We start from the raw sequence: 16,745 nt of genomic DNA, 5'->3' as shown, positions 1-16,745 counted from the left end.
TAAAAAATACGATAACTAAAGGAATAAATAAAAATATAAAGAATATTTTTTTATGCAAATGAAAAAAATTATTGTCTTCGAGGAATTAATTCTCCCTCAGGTTCTACCGAAACAAATTTCGGAATATTTATTTTGTACGTTTTTTTAGAATTGTTTATCGTATACACTATCCAATTATCTTTTGGATCCAGAATGAGAGATTGTTTCGGATTTTCGACAGTTGATCCGGAAGGCGCATTTTCAAAATTATCTGCCTGATCTGTACTTTGTAAATTACCTTTTATGGTAATCATATTTCCAGAATTGGTTTGAGTAAAACTGATGGTATTTCCTTCGGCTTTCAAAGATGTTACACTGATATTATCCCTGCTGTTTTTTGGTTTTAATGTAACCGTATAAACCGTTCCTCTCACTCCCGGTCTTCCTCCAAACCAATCTGTTTTTTGCGCAGAAACTACAATGACACGATCCTGATATAAGGAGGAAACCGGCGCTTTACAGGAAAACGCCAGTATCCAAAATATGATTATAAATAGCTGATTATTCATTTTTTAATCATCTTCTCCATCATCGCTTACTTTGCCTAAAACCAAATAATTTCCACTGTAAATAACTTCACCTTTGGATTCAGCTTTCAGGATGTAATTTCCGGGAGTTAATCTTTGTCCAAATTCTTCATCAGATTTTACATTTTTCTTGCTGTAAACTAATCTTCCTGAGGCATCAAAAATACTTATATCCACAGAATTGTATTTAGCAGAATCAAATCTTAAATGCGAAATCCCTTTTGAAGGATTCGGATATATTCTCGTTTCGTTTTTTTTAGATTTTACATCTCCGGTTGCTAGCGTAACCGTAGTGTTTTGGGTAGTCCAAGCTCCTCTTCCGTAAGTAGAAACCAAAACCGTTCTTGTTGCAGGTCTGTAATCTAAATTGGTAACTCTTACATTGCCAATATTTCCGCTAATGGAAGCCCAGGTTGGCGAAGCAGAAAGGAAATTTGTTGTTCCCCATACTCCCATTTCTGTACCTACGATTGCTTCATTGGCGTCATCAGGATTTCTTAAAACTGTTCTTACCGGCATATCAGGAAGATTTCCTTCTTTATTTTGCCATGTTGCCCCTCCGTCTGTGGAATAGAAAATACTTGTAAGATTATAGTTGGATAATGTTACAATAATTTCGTTTTCACTGGCTCCAAATTCTATATCAGAAATCGTTCCTACCGCTGGCGTTGTAATTGCAGTTGAAACATATGAAGTCGTATTAGCATTTGTTATTTTAAAGATTCTTCCCAGATTAGTTCCTACAAGCAATGTTGTAGAAGCAGTTGTGTAAGGAGAAACCTTCAGCCAGGAAATCTGCTCGTTGGTTTGTGCGGTTCCGACTGTAACGGTATTATTGGTAAATGTTGTCGCGGTAGCAGATAAGCCACTTGTCCTGAATAAAGTTAACCCTGAACGGTAAGAATAGAAAACATTATTTATTCTGTCTAAAGCAATCTCATTTACAAAGTGTCCGTAAGCATTTCTATTAGCACTAGAGATAAGATAATATGTACTGCTTGTCAATAAATAATGATTATTGTAAACATAACTTGCAATTTCATAATTATCCTGATCGTCATATTCTGTATACATTCCGTCTCCGGAAGTTGCACTCTGGCTGGTTAAAAAATTATTTGCCAGCGGAACGCCATACAACCACCAAGAACCGTTATCCTGAGCACCAGCCAAAAGTTCTTCATTAGAAGGAGTTTTAATAGGATTCAGCATTGCACTATAAAACTGTGTAACATTGTATCTTGTATTTCTTGCAGCAAAACCTCCTGTTGTTCCGATAGTGTTTTTATTAGCCGCAAAATAAATTCCACCATCATTTCCAAACATCATCTGGTTGGTCGAATAATTATTAAAAGGATTAAAAACTATTTCGTGCTGATCTGCGTGTACCTGGGAAACCTGCAGGTTTGCCATATTATTATTATTTGACCATTTTGAAATCTGCGCCCAGCTTACACCCCCGTTTGTAGATTTGTACAAATCAATTCCTCCTATATAAACGATATTGTCATCCAAAGGATCTGTGGCAATTATCAAGTCATAGAAAGACTGTCCTCTTGTAAAATCGTTTGCAGGAATACTTGTATCTGTGGCGGTAGGAAGCGTAATAACCGGCGTTGTATCATTAGTAGCCTGCCAAGTTGTACCACCATCCGTAGATTTTGCAATTCGAATTGGCTCCGAAGTACTGTTTGCTCCCTGCATGAATGCATAAACTTTATTAGCATCTGTTCTGGAAAGTGTAAAATTAACTCTCGAACCAGAATTTCCAACATTATAAACTTCGTTGAAAGTATTTCCATCTGCGGATTTTAAAATTCTTCCTCCCGAATCTATGTTAGAAAATCTTGAAGATCGGGTAGAAACCCAAACAGAATTATCTGCTCCAATTTCTATTTGCTGAATAGAATATCCTGTGGAACTTGTTGTATTTGTGGTTGTATTAAATGCTAATAAACTGGTGTTTTTTGTAAATGTGGCTCCATCATTCGTAGATTTGTACAATCCTGCCTGATTTAATCCATGCCATGCTCCATCATTATAATTACCGCTTACTCCTGCATACACTTCGGAAACACCTGCATTATTTCTAACTTTGATATCATTAATATAAAAGTTTCCACTTCTTGTAGTTCCGGAATACGTTGGCGGAATCGTGAAAATTTGTGTCCAGGTACTTCCTCCGTTTGTAGATTTCCAAATTCCCGAACCTATCGCATCAGATGTAGAAGATTCTCCTGTTCCAACATATAAGATTTGAGGATTATTTGGATCAAAAGCCATACAGGCAATGGAAGTATTTGCCCAAAATGTACTTAACGGCGTCCATTCATTCGTACTTACAGAAGGATCCTGATTTACCCAAAGACCACCGGAAACTCCTCCTGCGAAAACTCTTTTACCTGTAGGATCATTTGGATCAAACATTATAGCCCGGGTTCTTCCTCCTACGCTGTAAGGTCCTCTTTCTATCCATGGCTCATTTACTATTTTTCCTGTAGAAGATCCGCTTGTAGTGATAAAAGACATTGGCTTTGAAGGAGCATATTTTCCTTGAGCAATTTCCTGATTCAGCTTGGCAAGTTTATCAAAATTGGTTCCTCCTGTAACGGGATCCATTGTTCTTTTATAATCTTCTTCATTATAAAGATCAGGTGGAATTCCTGCCGATTTTGAAAATTTATGCTGCTTCTTTAAGCCTTTATCGTATTTAGAATATAATTCCTGAAGATGCTTTTGATTAGCTTGAAGTGCATTATCTTGTGCATACAGGTTTCCCGCCATGCATAACATAACACCAAGAATAGTATATCGTTTCATTTTTTATACTTTTCCACAAATATACTTAACTATAACAATAATCATATTAATTTTCATAAAATCTTATAAAATAACAATTTTTATACTATAAAATTTGATATTATGTTAAATTAAAAACATAAAAAATGCCCCAATAAAAATTGAGGCATCTTATTTATGTTAAGAAAAATCTTAAGCTTGTACGTTGTTACCACCTAATACGAAAGGCTCAACTTCTTTGATCTCTCCGAATTGTTGCTCGTAGTTAGTGATGTTTTGTTGAAGAGCAGAAAGTACTCTCTTAGCATGAAGAGGAGCAAGAATGATTCTTGATCTTACTTTAGCTTGTTGTACACCCGGCATTAACTGGATGAAATCTACTACGAATTCAGATGGAGAGTGGTTTACTAAAGCAAGGTTTGCATAAACTCCAGCAGCTACCATTTCGTTTAATTCGATGTTGATGTTTCCGTCTTGCGGATTTTGATTGTTGTCCATTGTTATAAAATATTTTTTTATTCGAAATTTTGAGGTTGTGAAAATATAAAAATAAATCCAAACCTCAAATTTCCGAATCATTAATTTTAGTTAAGATCTTCAAATTCTTTTTTAGAACCTACGATCACATTCTGATATTCCTTAAGACCTGTACCTGCAGGAATTCTATGTCCTACAATTACATTTTCTTTAAGACCGCTTAAGAAATCTATCTTACCAGCAACCGCTGCTTCGTTTAGAACCTTAGTCGTTTCCTGGAATGATGCTGCAGACATGAATGACTTAGTCTGAAGAGCTGCTCTTGTAATACCTTGCAATACAGGTGTTGCCGTAGCAGGTAAAGCTTCTCTTACTTCAACTAATTTTTGATCTTCACGCTTCAACTTAGAGTTTTCGTCTCTTAATTCTCTTGCAGTAATCATCTGACCTGGTTGGAAAACTTTAGAATCTCCAGCTTCAGTAACTACTTTAAGACCGAATACTCTGTTGTTTTCTTCCAAGAAGTCATACTTATGTTCAAGAGCACCTTCAAGGAACTGAGTATCACCTCCATCAACGATAGATACTTTCGTCATCATCTGTCTTACGATGATTTCGAAGTGCTTGTCATCGATTTTTACCCCTTGTAGACGGTAAACTTCCTGAATTTCGTTTACTAAATATTCCTGAACCGCAGTTGGACCTTTAATTCTTAAGATATCGTCCGGTGTAATAGAACCGTCAGAAAGTGGAGAACCTGCTCTTACGAAGTCATTCTCCTGAACTAAGATCTGGTTTGATAATTTAACCAAATAAATTTTTCTTTCACCAGTTTTAGCCTCAACAATCAATTCACGGTTACCTCTTTTGATTTTTCCATAAGAAACTACCCCATCGATCTCTGTAACAACCGCCGGGTTTGAAGGGTTTCTTGCTTCGAATAATTCGGTAACTCTCGGAAGACCTCCGGTGATATCCCCTGTCTTTGCAGCTTTTCTTGGGATCTTGATTAAAACTCTACCAGCTTTAATTTTTTCACCATCGTTTACCATTAAGTGGGCTCCTACCGGTAAGTTGTATGCTTTCTGCTCAACACCTTTAGAATCTACCACCTTCAATGTAGGTACGGCTTTCTTATTTCTAGATTCAGAGATTACTTTCTCTTCGAATCCTGTCTGTTCGTCAATTTCCAATTGGAATGAAATACCCTGGATGATATCTTCATATTCTACCTTACCGGCAGTTTCAGCAATGATAACCGCGTTATACGGATCCCATTTACAGATAACATCTCCTTTTTTCACTTTATCACCTGGTTTTACAGCTAATATAGATCCGTAAGGTACGTTGGCAATCATTAATGGAGTTCTGGCTTCATTATCAGCAACCAATCTAAATTCTGTTGTACGAGAAACTACTACTTCTGCAGTATTACCGTTTTCATCCTCAGAAGTAATTGTTCTTACTTCATCCAGCTCAACGATACCGTCTCTTCTAGCTACAATAGATGGGTTTTCTGAAACGTTTGTTGAAACCCCCCCTTGGTGGAAAGTTCTCAATGTTAACTGAGTTCCCGGTTCACCAATAGATTGTGCACCAATTACACCAACAGCCTCACCCATATGAATAGGTTTACCAGTTGCTAAGTTTCTACCGTAACATTTTGCACAGATACCTTTCTTAGCCTCACAAGTAAGTGGTGAACGAACTTCGACAGCTTCTAATCCTGTTGCTTCAATTCTCTTAGCCAAAGCTTCGTTGATAATCTGATCTGCTTCAGCGATTAACTCGTCTGTTTCAGGATCATAAATATTGTGTAGAGAAACTCTACCTAAGATTCTTTCAGAGATTTTTTCAACGATCTCGTCATTTTTCTTAAGCGCAGTAACTTCTGTACCTCTTAAAGTACCACAGTCGTTTTCTGTAACGATAACATCCTGTGCAACGTCTACCAATCTTCTCGTTAAGTACCCAGCATCCGCTGTCTTAAGAGCGGTATCCGCAAGACCTTTACGAGCACCGTGAGTAGAGATAAAGTATTCTAAGATGGAAAGACCTTCCTTAAAGTTTGCAAGGATCGGGTTTTCGATAATTTCCGCACCGGTAGAACCAGCTTTCTGCGGTTTTGCCATCAAACCTCTCATCCCTGATAACTGACGGATCTGTTCCTTAGAACCCCTTGCTCCAGAGTCAAGCATCATGTATACAGAATTGAATCCACCTTGGTCAACTTTCATTCTGCTCATGATCATTTCAGTCAATCCTGCGTTTGTGTTTGTCCAAACGTCGATTACCTGGTTATAACGTTCTGTATCGGTAATTAGACCCATGTTATAGTTGGCTCTAATTTCGTCAACAGTTTCAATAGATGTAGCGATCATTTTCTTTTTCTCAACAGGAACAACGATGTCACCTAATGAGAATGAAAGACCTCCTTTGAATGCATTTGAATACCCTAAGTCTTTCATTGCATCCAAGAACTTCACAGTTGTAGGGAAATCTGTATCAGCAAGTACTTTACCAATAACATTTCTTAATGATTTCTTAGTAAGAAGTTCATTAATATATCCTGACTGTTTAGGAACGATCTGGTTGAATAAGATTCTACCTACAGAAGTTTCGATCAATTTTGTTGTAATTTGACCATCTTCTTTTACCGGTAGTCTACATCTTACCTTAGCGTTCAATGAAACTCTACCTTCAGCATAAGCGATTTCCGCTTCTTCCGGAGAATAAAATGCTAAACCTTCCCCTAAAACTTTTTTCTCCTCTGTAGAGCTTAATTCTTTAGTCATGAAATAAAGACCAAGAACCATGTCCTGAGAAGGCACCGTGATTGGAGAACCGTTTGCAGGGTTCAAGATATTCTGAGAACCTAACATCAATAACTGAGCTTCCAGAATCGCTTCAGGACCTAACGGTAAGTGTACCGCCATCTGGTCACCATCGAAATCGGCGTTGAAGGCTGTCGTTACTAATGGGTGTAGCTGGATTGCTTTACCTTCGATCATCTTAGGTTGGAAAGCCTGAATACCTAGTCTGTGAAGCGTAGGTGCTCTGTTCAATAGAACAGGGTGACCTTTCATTACACCTTCTAAGATATCATATACTACCGGTTCTTTTCTGTCGATAATTCTCTTTGCAGATTTTACTGTTTTTACAATACCTCTTTCAATTAGTTTTCTAATGATGAATGGTTTGTAAAGCTCAGCTGCCATATCTTTAGGAATACCACATTCGTGAAGCTGTAAGTTTGGACCTACAACAATTACCGAACGCGCCGAGTAATCTACCCTTTTCCCTAGTAGGTTCTGACGGAAACGACCTTGCTTACCTTTCAATGAATCTGAAAGTGATTTCAACGGTCTGTTTGATTCAGATTTTACTGCAGAAGATTTTCTTGTATTATCAAATAATGAATCTACTGATTCCTGAAGCATACGCTTCTCGTTTCTCAAGATTACTTCAGGAGCTTTGATCTCCAATAATCTCTTTAAACGGTTGTTTCTGATAATAACTCTTCTATAAAGGTCATTCAAATCGGAAGTTGCGAAACGCCCTCCATCCAATGGAACTAATGGTCTTAGTTCTGGTGGTATTACAGGAAGCACACGCATAATCATCCACTCCGGTCTGTTGATCATTCTAGTGTTAGCACCTCTCAATGCTTCTACAACGTTCAATCTTTTCAGAGCTTCAGTTCTTCTTTGCTTAGAACCTTCGTTGTGAGCTTTGTGTCTCAAGTCGAAAGACAATGCATCAAGATCGATTCTTTTTAATAATTCCTCAACAGCTTCAGCACCCATTTTAGCGATGAATTTGTTTGGATCAGAATCATCAAGATACTGGTTCTCAACCGGAAGAGTCTCCATAATATCAAGATACTCTTCTTCTGTTAAGAATTCCATATTTTCAAAATCAGAACCGTCTAATTTTTTAGCAATACCCTGCTGAATCACTACATATCTTTCGTAGTAGATAATCATGTCTAATTTCTTAGAAGGAATTCCTAAAAGGTAACCGATTTTGTTTGGTAAAGAACGGAAATACCAGATGTGAGCAATAGGAACTACCAAACCAATATGGCCGATTCTTTCTCTACGCACTTTCTTTTCCGTAACCTCTACACCACAACGGTCACAAACGATCCCTTTGTAACGAATTCTCTTGTATTTACCACAAGCACATTCGTAATCCTTTACAGGACCAAAGATTTTTTCACAGAACAAACCGTCTCTTTCAGGCTTATGCGTTCTGTAGTTGATAGTTTCCGGCTTAAGAACCTCTCCTCTCGACTCCTGAAGAATCGATTCCGGTGAAGCTAAACCGATGGTTATTTTATTAAATCTACTTGATTTATTTTTATTTGACATTTTTTAGATTTTAGATTTTGGATTATAAATTTTGGATTAAAAATTCTGAATTGATTCAAAATTCAACACTCAAAATTTAAAATTATTCCTCAAGTCTTACATCAAGTCCAAGTCCTTGTAACTCGTGAAGTAATACATTGAATGATTCCGGAATACCAGGTTCTGGCATAGATTCACCTTTTGCAATTGCTTCATAAGTTTTTGCTCTACCAATCACGTCATCCGACTTCACAGTAAGGATCTCTCTCAAGATATTTGATGCTCCAAATGCTTCAAGCGCCCAAACCTCCATCTCTCCGAATCTCTGACCTCCGAACTGAGCTTTACCTCCTAACGGCTGTTGAGTAATCAATGAGTAAGGTCCGATAGAACGTGCGTGCATTTTGTCATCAACCATGTGTCCTAATTTCAACATATAGATGATACCCACTGTCGCAGCCTGTGTAAATCTTTCTCCGGTACCACCATCATAAAGGTGAGTGTGACCGAATTTAGGAACTCCTGCTTTCTCAGTATATTCAGTGATCTGATCAAGAGTTGCCCCATCAAAGATTGGTGTAGCGAACGTCAATCCTAATTTCTGACCAGCCCATCCAAGAACTGTTTCATAAATCTGACCGATGTTCATACGAGAAGGTACCCCAAGTGGATTCAATACGATATCTACCGGTGTTCCATCTTCAAGGAATGGCATATCTTCTTCACGAACGATTCTTGAAACGATACCTTTGTTACCGTGACGTCCTGCCATTTTATCCCCTACATTCAGCTTACGTTTTTTAGCGATGTAAACCTTAGCCAACTTCATGATCCCTGCAGGAAGCTCATCTCCGATAGAAATTGCGAATTTCTCACGGTTTTTAACTCCTTGAATATCGTTGAATTTGATTTTATAATTGTGAATTAACTGTTTGATTAATTCATTCTTATCGTTATCAACCGTCCAGTCTGAACCGCTAACGTTTACATAATCTTCAACTGAAGTCAATAATTTGTGAGTGAATTTTACACCTTTTCCGATGATTTCCTCATCAAGGTCGTTGGTAACTCCCTGAGAAGTTTTACCACTTACCAGTGTATTTAATTTTTCAATTAAAGTATTTCTCAACTCATCAAACTTAGCCTTGTAAGTGTTTTCAATCTCTTCAAGCTTAAGTTTTTCTTCAGTTCTTTTCTTTTTATCTTTAATATTTCTAGAGAACAATTTTTTGTTGATCACAACACCTCTTAATGAAGAGTCAGCTTTCAATGAAGCATCCTTAACATCACCGGCTTTGTCACCAAAGATCGCTCTAAGAAGTTTTTCTTCAGGAGTCGGGTCAGATTCACCTTTTGGAGTAATCTTACCGATCATAATATCTCCAGGCTTCACTTCAGCACCAATTCTGATCATACCGTTTTCGTCAAGATCTTTAGTAGCTTCTTCAGAAACGTTTGGAATATCTGCCGTCAATTCTTCCATACCTAATTTGGTATCACGAACTTCAAGAGAATACTCATCCACGTGGATTGAAGTAAACCAGTCTTCACGAACAACTTTTTCATTAATTACGATCGCATCCTCAAAGTTGTATCCTTTCCAAGGCATGAAGGCAACCACTAAGTTTCTACCAAGAGCTAATTCTCCTTTTTCAGTAGCATAACCGTCGCAAAGTACTTGTCCTTTCTCAACTACATCACCTACTCTTACGTTTGGCCTTAGGGTAATTGTTGTGCTTTGGTTGGTTTTTCTAAACTTAGTAAGGTTATATGTTTTAGTAGCAGATTCGAATGATACTAAATTCTCATCTTCACTTCTTTCATATTTAATAGTGATCTTATCAGCATCTACATATTCTACAGTACCTGTACCTTCAGCATTGATCAAAATTCTAGAATCTTTCGCAACTTGCTGTTCCAGACCTGTACCTACAATTGGAGCTTGTGGCTTCAATAAAGGAACTGCCTGACGCATCATGTTTGATCCCATCAATGCACGGTTTGCATCATCATGTTCCAAGAAAGGAATTAATGAAGCCGAAATACCAGAAATCTGGTTTGGTGCAACGTCGATAAGATTAACCTGAGATGGCTCAACTACCGGGTAGTCGCCATCTAATCTTGCAATAATTCTGTCTGTTAAGAATTCACCGTTATCATTCAACTCAACGTTTGCCTGAGCAATTACTTTGTCTTCTTCGTCTTCTGCATTCAGGTAAATAGGATCAGCAGTAAGATCGATCTTACTATCTTCTACTTTTCTATATGGAGTTTCGATGAAGCCTAGTCTGTTGATTTTAGCGTAAATACCTAAAGATGAAATCAAACCGATGTTTGGTCCTTCCGGAGTTTCAATCGGGCAAATTCTTCCGTAGTGAGTATGGTGAACGTCACGAACCTCGAAACCTGCTCTTTCTCTTGATAAACCACCAGGTCCTAGGGCAGAAAGTCTACGCTTGTGCGTGATTTCTGATAGAGGGTTGGTTTGGTCCATAAACTGAGAAAGCTGGTTGGTACCAAAGAACGAGTTAATTACAGATGTTAAAGTTTTAGCATTTACCAGATCAAGCGGAGTAAATATTTCGTTATCTCTAACGTTCATTCTTTCCTTGATTGTTCTGGCAATTCTTGAAAGACCTACACCGAACTGTCCTGCTAATTGCTCACCAACAGTTTTAATTCTCCTGTTTGATAAGTGGTCGATATCATCAACCTCAGCTTTAGAGTTTACAAGCTCGATCAAGTGTCTTACGATCGCAATGATATCTTCTTTTGTAAGAACCTCAGTTGTAGTTGGGATATTAAGACCTAACTTTTTGTTTAGTCTGTAACGTCCAACTTCACCAAGTGAATATCTTTGCTCAGAGAAGAATAATTTTTCAATGATTCCTCTTGCAGTTTCCTCATCTGGCGGATCTGCATTTCTCAACTGACGATAAATATACTCTACTGCTTCTTTTTCAGAGTTAGTAGGGTCTTTTTGTAATGTATTTTGGATGATAGAGAACTCGTTGCTGTTTTCTTTGTGAATCAGGATAGATTTCACACCAGCATCAAGAATAAGATCTAAATGTTCTTTTTCAAGAATTGTTTCTCTGTCTAGGATGATTTCGTTTCTTTCAATAGAAACAACCTCTCCCGTATCTTCGTCTACGAAATCTTCGAACCAAGTGTTCAATACTCTCGCAGCCAATGTTCTTCCTTCCACTTTTTTAAGGGCAGCTTTAGAAACTTTCACTTCTTCAGCAAGGTCGAAAATCTGAAGAATATCCTTATCAGATTCATAACCGATAGCTCTTAACAAAGTAGTTAATGGTAACTTTTTCTTACGGTCGATATACGCGTACATTACGCTGTTGATATCTGTCGTAAATTCCATCCAAGATCCTTTGAAAGGGATAATTCTTGAATAATACAATTTTGTTCCGTTTGCGTGGTAAGTCTGTCCGAAGAATACACCAGGTGAACGGTGAAGCTGCGTAACAATAACTCTTTCAGCACCATTGATGATGAAAGATCCACTAGGCGTCATGTAAGGAACCGGCCCTAAATATACATCCTGAACCACCGTTTGGAAATCCTCGTGTTCAGGGTCTGTACAATACAATTTAAGTCTTGCTTTAAGAGGAACTGAATATGTCAATCCTCTTTCCACACACTCATCGATTGAATAACGTGGAGAATCTACCAAATAATCTAAGAATTCCAATACGAATTGGTTTCTAGAATCGGTAATCGGGAAATTTTCCTGGAAGGTTTTGTACAAACCTTCGTCAGTTCTGTCTTCAGGAAGCGTATCAAGCTGGAAAAACTCACTGAAAGACTCGATTTGGATATCCAAGAAGTCCGGAGTGATGATTTTCCCTTTCGCTGAAGAGAAGTTAACTCTCTGATTTCCCCTAATTGTAGGTGTTGTTTTACTCATAAAACTTTTAAGAAAGGTTAAAAAATATTTTGATTTATAAAAAAATATCAGAAAGCAAGAAAGAGAAAAGAAAAAAAGGTAAAAGACCTTATAATGTTTGGCGCTATTAGAATAGTCTTTATTTTTTTCTCTTGATTCTCAGAATCTTATTCCTAACTGCAACGCTGGTATATCTTTTCACAGCGTAATGCAAAATATTTTTATTACTTTTGAGGCAGAGTCGCCGCAATATCTATACACACGAAATCCCCTTCATTATTATGAAAGAGGTGATATTCAATATTTTATAGATTTACAAACAATTATTCGCGCCAAAAGAGGAGCAAAGATACAAAAAAAATATCACATCACAAACTAAAATCACTTCATTTTGAGCTGTTTAAATATTCCAAAATATGAAAAGGCTCTCCACTATTGAATAATTCTAATATTTAAAATTATCAAATAATACCTGAGATTAATTTTTGAATTAAAGAAAATCAAGTATTAAGATTATTTTTTATTCCAACAAAAAAACCACTCTTTCGAGTGGCTCTTTCAGTAGAAACGTTGCTTTAAGAGAATTATTTCACGATAACCTTATATGACTTTACTGTTTCTTTCGTTTCTACCTTTATGATATACATACCTGTAGGCAAAGAAGATGTGTTTATTTCAGCATCTTTTGAGAATTTGCCTGATTTGATTAATTGTCCTTGAGCAGAAAACAAAGTGTATGTTCCTTCTTCTGCCGATTTTATATTTAAATTATCACCCGATTTTACAGGATTCGGATAGACTTTAATGTCATTCGCAACAGATTTCACTTCTGAAATTGAAGATTTTGCCATCAATCCGCTGTTTTTTGCGAAAGAAGCATAAGGAGAAAGGGGTGAATTCGGAGAACCTTTTTTAACAAGATCTGTATCTACAACCGCTTGAATTCCATCTGCATCCGCATCATTAATTGTTGAAATAAATCCACCGCCTAAAACATCAAGATTGTCTTTTCCGATAACATAAAGATCAAAATCAACATTATTAGATTTTATATCAATGAAATCGGGTTTGTCGTCACCATCCGTATTTTTTAATGGATATTTCATAATTCCGGAATCCGGTGAAGTTTCCAAAACATCTGCAATTCCGTTGTTTCCTGTCATAACATTAGCGTCAATAATTCCGTTGTGATCTGTATCAATCTGATCAATTACAGAAGTTGGGATTCCTGATTCAAACAAATCTAAAATTCCGTCATTATCAGAATCAAGATCAAGATAACTTGAAATTCCATCACCCAATTCGGCAACAATTAATTTATCCCCATCTACATCATCATCTTCGAATTTTCCGTTTCCGTTAAGATCTTCCAAAGCATCTGGAATTCCGTCATTATCAGAATCTCCATCACAAGCATCCGGAACTCCGTCTGTGTCTGTATCCAAGATCGGTGATTTGTCATTTATTACAGAACAACCTTCTGCACAATCCGGAATACCATTCCCATTATTATCAATACTGTCATTTCCATTAGGACATTTATCATTACAATTCGGAACTCCGTCTTGATCATCATCCAACTGAACAAAAGCGTTATAAATGTAATATTGTTGAGCCAACGTGATTCCGATTCCGGGATTGATCTCGATTTTCATTCTGTCAAACGGTTTTGTAGCCGTAAAACCTACATAGAACTGATTCGTCGCCGAAGTAAAGAACTGCCCACTGAATAATCCGCCGGCAGTTCGGGTTTCTGTAGCTGTTGTGCCTTTATAAAAAGTAATTGTGATATAATCTAAAGCATTAACTGTAAACAGATTCGCGCTTTTTGTCAAAGTAAATCCGCCAAAAGTTCCTGAAGGATATTCCCCTGTGTTACTTTTTACTGTCAACCTAACTGTTGGAAGCAAAAGATTAATCGGAGAAAAATTTACCGTTGCAAAATTTGTAGTATTCGTATCAACTACATTTCCGGTGTTTGTAATATTTGTTAATCCGAAAAGAGTTCCGGAAGCTCCTGTCCAAGATGCACCGGGTACAATATCTCCCAATTTCGTTGTTCCTGAAGTCTGAATATATTCGTTACAATCGCAACCCTGAGGTTCTTCAAATGCGTAGAAAACTTTCAAAGCACCCAAATTAACACCAAGAGTCTGAGTTACTTTTAATCTAACCTCGTTAAAAGGTTTTGTAGTTGTAAGGGAAATTTTTTGTTTGTTTGAACCAAATCTTAATACTTTAATATTAATTAGCCCGCCCCCATCAGACAAATTTTTAGAGTCTTGCAGCTGACCGAATAAATAAGTTTCAATCGTTATATTTTTCAAGAATTCAGCACTTAATAATTTACCCTGATCATCAGGTTCAATTACAAATCCAGCTTTATTTCCTGAAGGATAGATCTGGTTTTTATCAAGAACACCAACAGAATAAGATCCCAGTAATCCAGCAGGCAAAACAATAGAACCATAAGAATTTTTATCTCCGTCACCAATTTTTTCCCTGTCATTCACATAAGAAAGCGGTGCTAAGAAATTACTGCTTCCTGAAATATTTCCATCTACACCGTTTCCTGCAATGATATCATCGCAGATTCCGTTATTTTCAACAGGAACTTTGTTCGGATCGAAAGCGAAAGCATAATATATATTCAAAGCACTGAAAACAGAAAGCACATTTATCTGATATAATCTTATTTCATCAAATGCCTTTGTAGTTTTAAAATGTAAGAAAATCCTAGTCTTTGTCCCTCCAAAAGCCGGAACCGATAATAAAGTAGAACTGTTTGAACTTTCCTGAAGAACTCCTGCTTTATATGTACTTATTCTCAAATTACTTAAGAAACTCGCCGTAATCACGCTTGTTCCCAAGTCTACGTTAAATCCTGTAATGAATCCTGCAGGATATATTGTATTTGTATTTTTTACAGAAATACCATTTCCACTTACCAAAGTAGCAAAGCTACCCATACTTACGCTGTTATCAAGATTTGCATCAATAACAGGATTCATGCTACCGTTGTAACAAGCAAGGCAAATACCGCTTCCGTTGACTGGTTTTGCTTCCACACCCATTCCTCGAATTGGCGTGTAGCCTTGTCCGAAAGCCATCACAGACATTGCCAACAACATCAGCAAAGCCGTAATTTTTCCAAATAATTTTTTTGTCATTTTTTTAAAGTTATTTATGTTAGAGTTCGTGTTTTTTTAAAGTTGTTGCCAAGTGTAAATACCACCGGATATTTTACAGCCGTAAAAATTACCTGAAGTTGAAGTTTTTCCATAAACAATTGTTCCTTCATTACTGGCGTTACAATCCGTTGAAACCGGAGGGTTGGCCGTTGCAGGCTTTATTAAAATACCTCTGCTTACTTCTAAATCAGGAATATTCGTAGAACTTGGCGTCATATTGATTCCGACATCCGTAATTGCAGTTCCTATTACTCCCGGTCCTGAAAATGCATGCGCCGTATTGGCATAAACTGTTTGATTGGCAATTGTAGCGCTTGCATTTAAGCCAAAAGCAATCGCTCCGGCTGCTCCACTTGCTGTATTGGCATTACCGAAAGCATAATTATTCATCGTAACATTATTCCCTGTTCCGAAAGCAAAACCTCCTGAATTTGCATTTGAATTTCCTACATTAATTCCACTTACATTTGCACCTGAATTTCCATTGTTATTGCCTAAAACTACTGTGTTTGCGCCCGTTGCAAAATTTGTATTCCCAATAACTTTTGCTCCACTCAAAGCACTGTTTCCGGATCCTATTGCCGCTCCAGGAAAATTGGCAGCTTGTGCCGCAACAGTATTGTCTTTTCCTAAGGCAATATTTGAGGAGGAATTGTTTGATAATGTATTATTTGAACCCCAAGTTATCGAAGCATAAGGCGCAGCAGTATTTGCATTCCCTCCCTTTAAGTTTCCACTAACATCAAGAATTGCTTTTACAGAATTATTTGTTCCTAAAACTAAGTTCTGATTATCTGTTGTTCCTAAAAAGTTTCCAGAAGAAATTGAAGTCCCTAAAGCATCCGTTGTCGCCGCTGTTCCGGTATTGCCCGTAATTTTCCAGTTAGAAGACTGGCTTGGAGCTACCTGAACCCAAACATTTCCATCGAAATAATAATAACCTGAACTTTTCACATTAATTGTCTGACCAGCCGGAGCACTGTCTGCTACTGTTACATATACCATTGCTCCTGTCTGAGCTGTTGTATAGTTTTTTGCTCTCAGTTGAATACCTGTAAGTCTGGGAGCAATTATCCCATCAAGCTTACCTGAATTCGCAGGAAAACCAACTACATCAAGGGTAGCCTGTCCTAAATTTGTATTGATACCAACTTGAGCATTTGCGGTAAATCCAAAAAATGCCAAGATTGTCAATCCGAATAACTTGTCTTTCATTTGTAATAGTATTTGTTGTTTTTTATGTGTGTTTTTTGGAAAAAAGACAGAATAATAACAGTTTCATTTTTTAATAAAATGAAATTAATAGATGGTGTGTGCAGTATAAATTATCTTAAGCTTACAATATGCTTATGACTTATGAACTGGTTTCCTAAATATTTTGGAAAGATTAGATTCTTTAATAATCCTAAAATTGAAAGATGCGTAACTTTCGTGTTTAATCTTAATTATTAAAATTAAA

7 protein-coding genes are annotated in these 16,745 nt (G+C 37.0%); all 7 read right to left on the bottom strand.

Annotated features, from left to right (window positions below; genetic code table 11):
- Positions 1-68: 68 nt before the first annotated feature.
- Entirely contained in the window at positions 69-548 is a 480-nt protein-coding gene (locus tag ABD745_RS01040; protein WP_344823855.1) for a hypothetical protein, read from the bottom strand.
- Between the two features lie 3 nt (positions 549-551).
- Positions 552-3,383 carry a T9SS type A sorting domain-containing protein gene (locus ABD745_RS01035; RefSeq protein ID WP_344823852.1) on the bottom strand — a complete coding sequence of 944 codons (2,832 nt, stop codon included), beginning with the start codon at positions 3,381-3,383 and terminating at the stop codon, positions 552-554.
- 171 nt (positions 3,384-3,554) lie between these two features.
- Positions 3,555-3,860, bottom strand: a complete 306-nt coding sequence (locus ABD745_RS01030; protein ID WP_034702050.1) for a DUF3467 domain-containing protein — start codon at positions 3,858-3,860, stop codon at positions 3,555-3,557.
- A gap of 86 nt (positions 3,861-3,946) precedes the next feature.
- Positions 3,947-8,212, bottom strand: a complete 4,266-nt coding sequence (rpoC, locus tag ABD745_RS01025; protein ID WP_344823848.1) for a DNA-directed RNA polymerase subunit beta' — start codon at positions 8,210-8,212, stop codon at positions 3,947-3,949.
- A gap of 82 nt (positions 8,213-8,294) precedes the next feature.
- Positions 8,295-12,116: a DNA-directed RNA polymerase subunit beta gene (rpoB, locus tag ABD745_RS01020; protein WP_344823846.1), complete on the bottom strand. Its 3,822-nt coding sequence runs from the start codon at positions 12,114-12,116 to the stop codon at positions 8,295-8,297.
- A gap of 563 nt (positions 12,117-12,679) precedes the next feature.
- Positions 12,680-15,265 (bottom strand): T9SS type A sorting domain-containing protein, encoded by a 2,586-nt coding sequence (locus tag ABD745_RS01015; RefSeq protein WP_344823843.1) that lies wholly within the window; start codon positions 15,263-15,265, stop codon positions 12,680-12,682.
- Between the two features lie 36 nt (positions 15,266-15,301).
- A complete protein-coding gene (locus ABD745_RS01010) occupies positions 15,302-16,501 on the bottom strand; it encodes a hypothetical protein (RefSeq protein ID WP_344823840.1) in 1,200 nt (399 codons plus the stop codon).
- Between the last annotated feature and the right edge of the window lie 244 nt (positions 16,502-16,745).

The organism is Chryseobacterium ginsenosidimutans (genome assembly GCF_039536845.1).
Classification (GTDB): Bacteria; Bacteroidota; Bacteroidia; order Flavobacteriales; family Weeksellaceae; genus Chryseobacterium; species Chryseobacterium ginsenosidimutans_B.
The sequence above is the reverse complement of the archived record's forward strand: the minus strand, read 5'-3'. Positions and strand labels throughout refer to the sequence as shown.

Bases quoted from the DNA above. Each gene is read 5' to 3' on its own strand.
- ABD745_RS01040 (WP_344823855.1), bottom strand. From the start codon at position 548: ATGAATAATCAGCTATTTATAATCATATTTTGGATACTGGCGTTTTCC.
- ABD745_RS01035 (WP_344823852.1), bottom strand. From the start codon at position 3,383: ATGAAACGATATACTATTCTTGGTGTTATGTTATGCATGGCGGGAAAC.
- ABD745_RS01030 (WP_034702050.1), bottom strand. From the start codon at position 3,860: ATGGACAACAATCAAAATCCGCAAGACGGAAACATCAACATCGAATTA.
- rpoC (WP_344823848.1), bottom strand. From the start codon at position 8,212: ATGTCAAATAAAAATAAATCAAGTAGATTTAATAAAATAACCATCGGT.
- rpoB (WP_344823846.1), bottom strand. From the start codon at position 12,116: ATGAGTAAAACAACACCTACAATTAGGGGAAATCAGAGAGTTAACTTC.
- ABD745_RS01015 (WP_344823843.1), bottom strand. From the start codon at position 15,265: ATGACAAAAAAATTATTTGGAAAAATTACGGCTTTGCTGATGTTGTTG.
- ABD745_RS01010 (WP_344823840.1), bottom strand. From the start codon at position 16,501: ATGAAAGACAAGTTATTCGGATTGACAATCTTGGCATTTTTTGGATTT.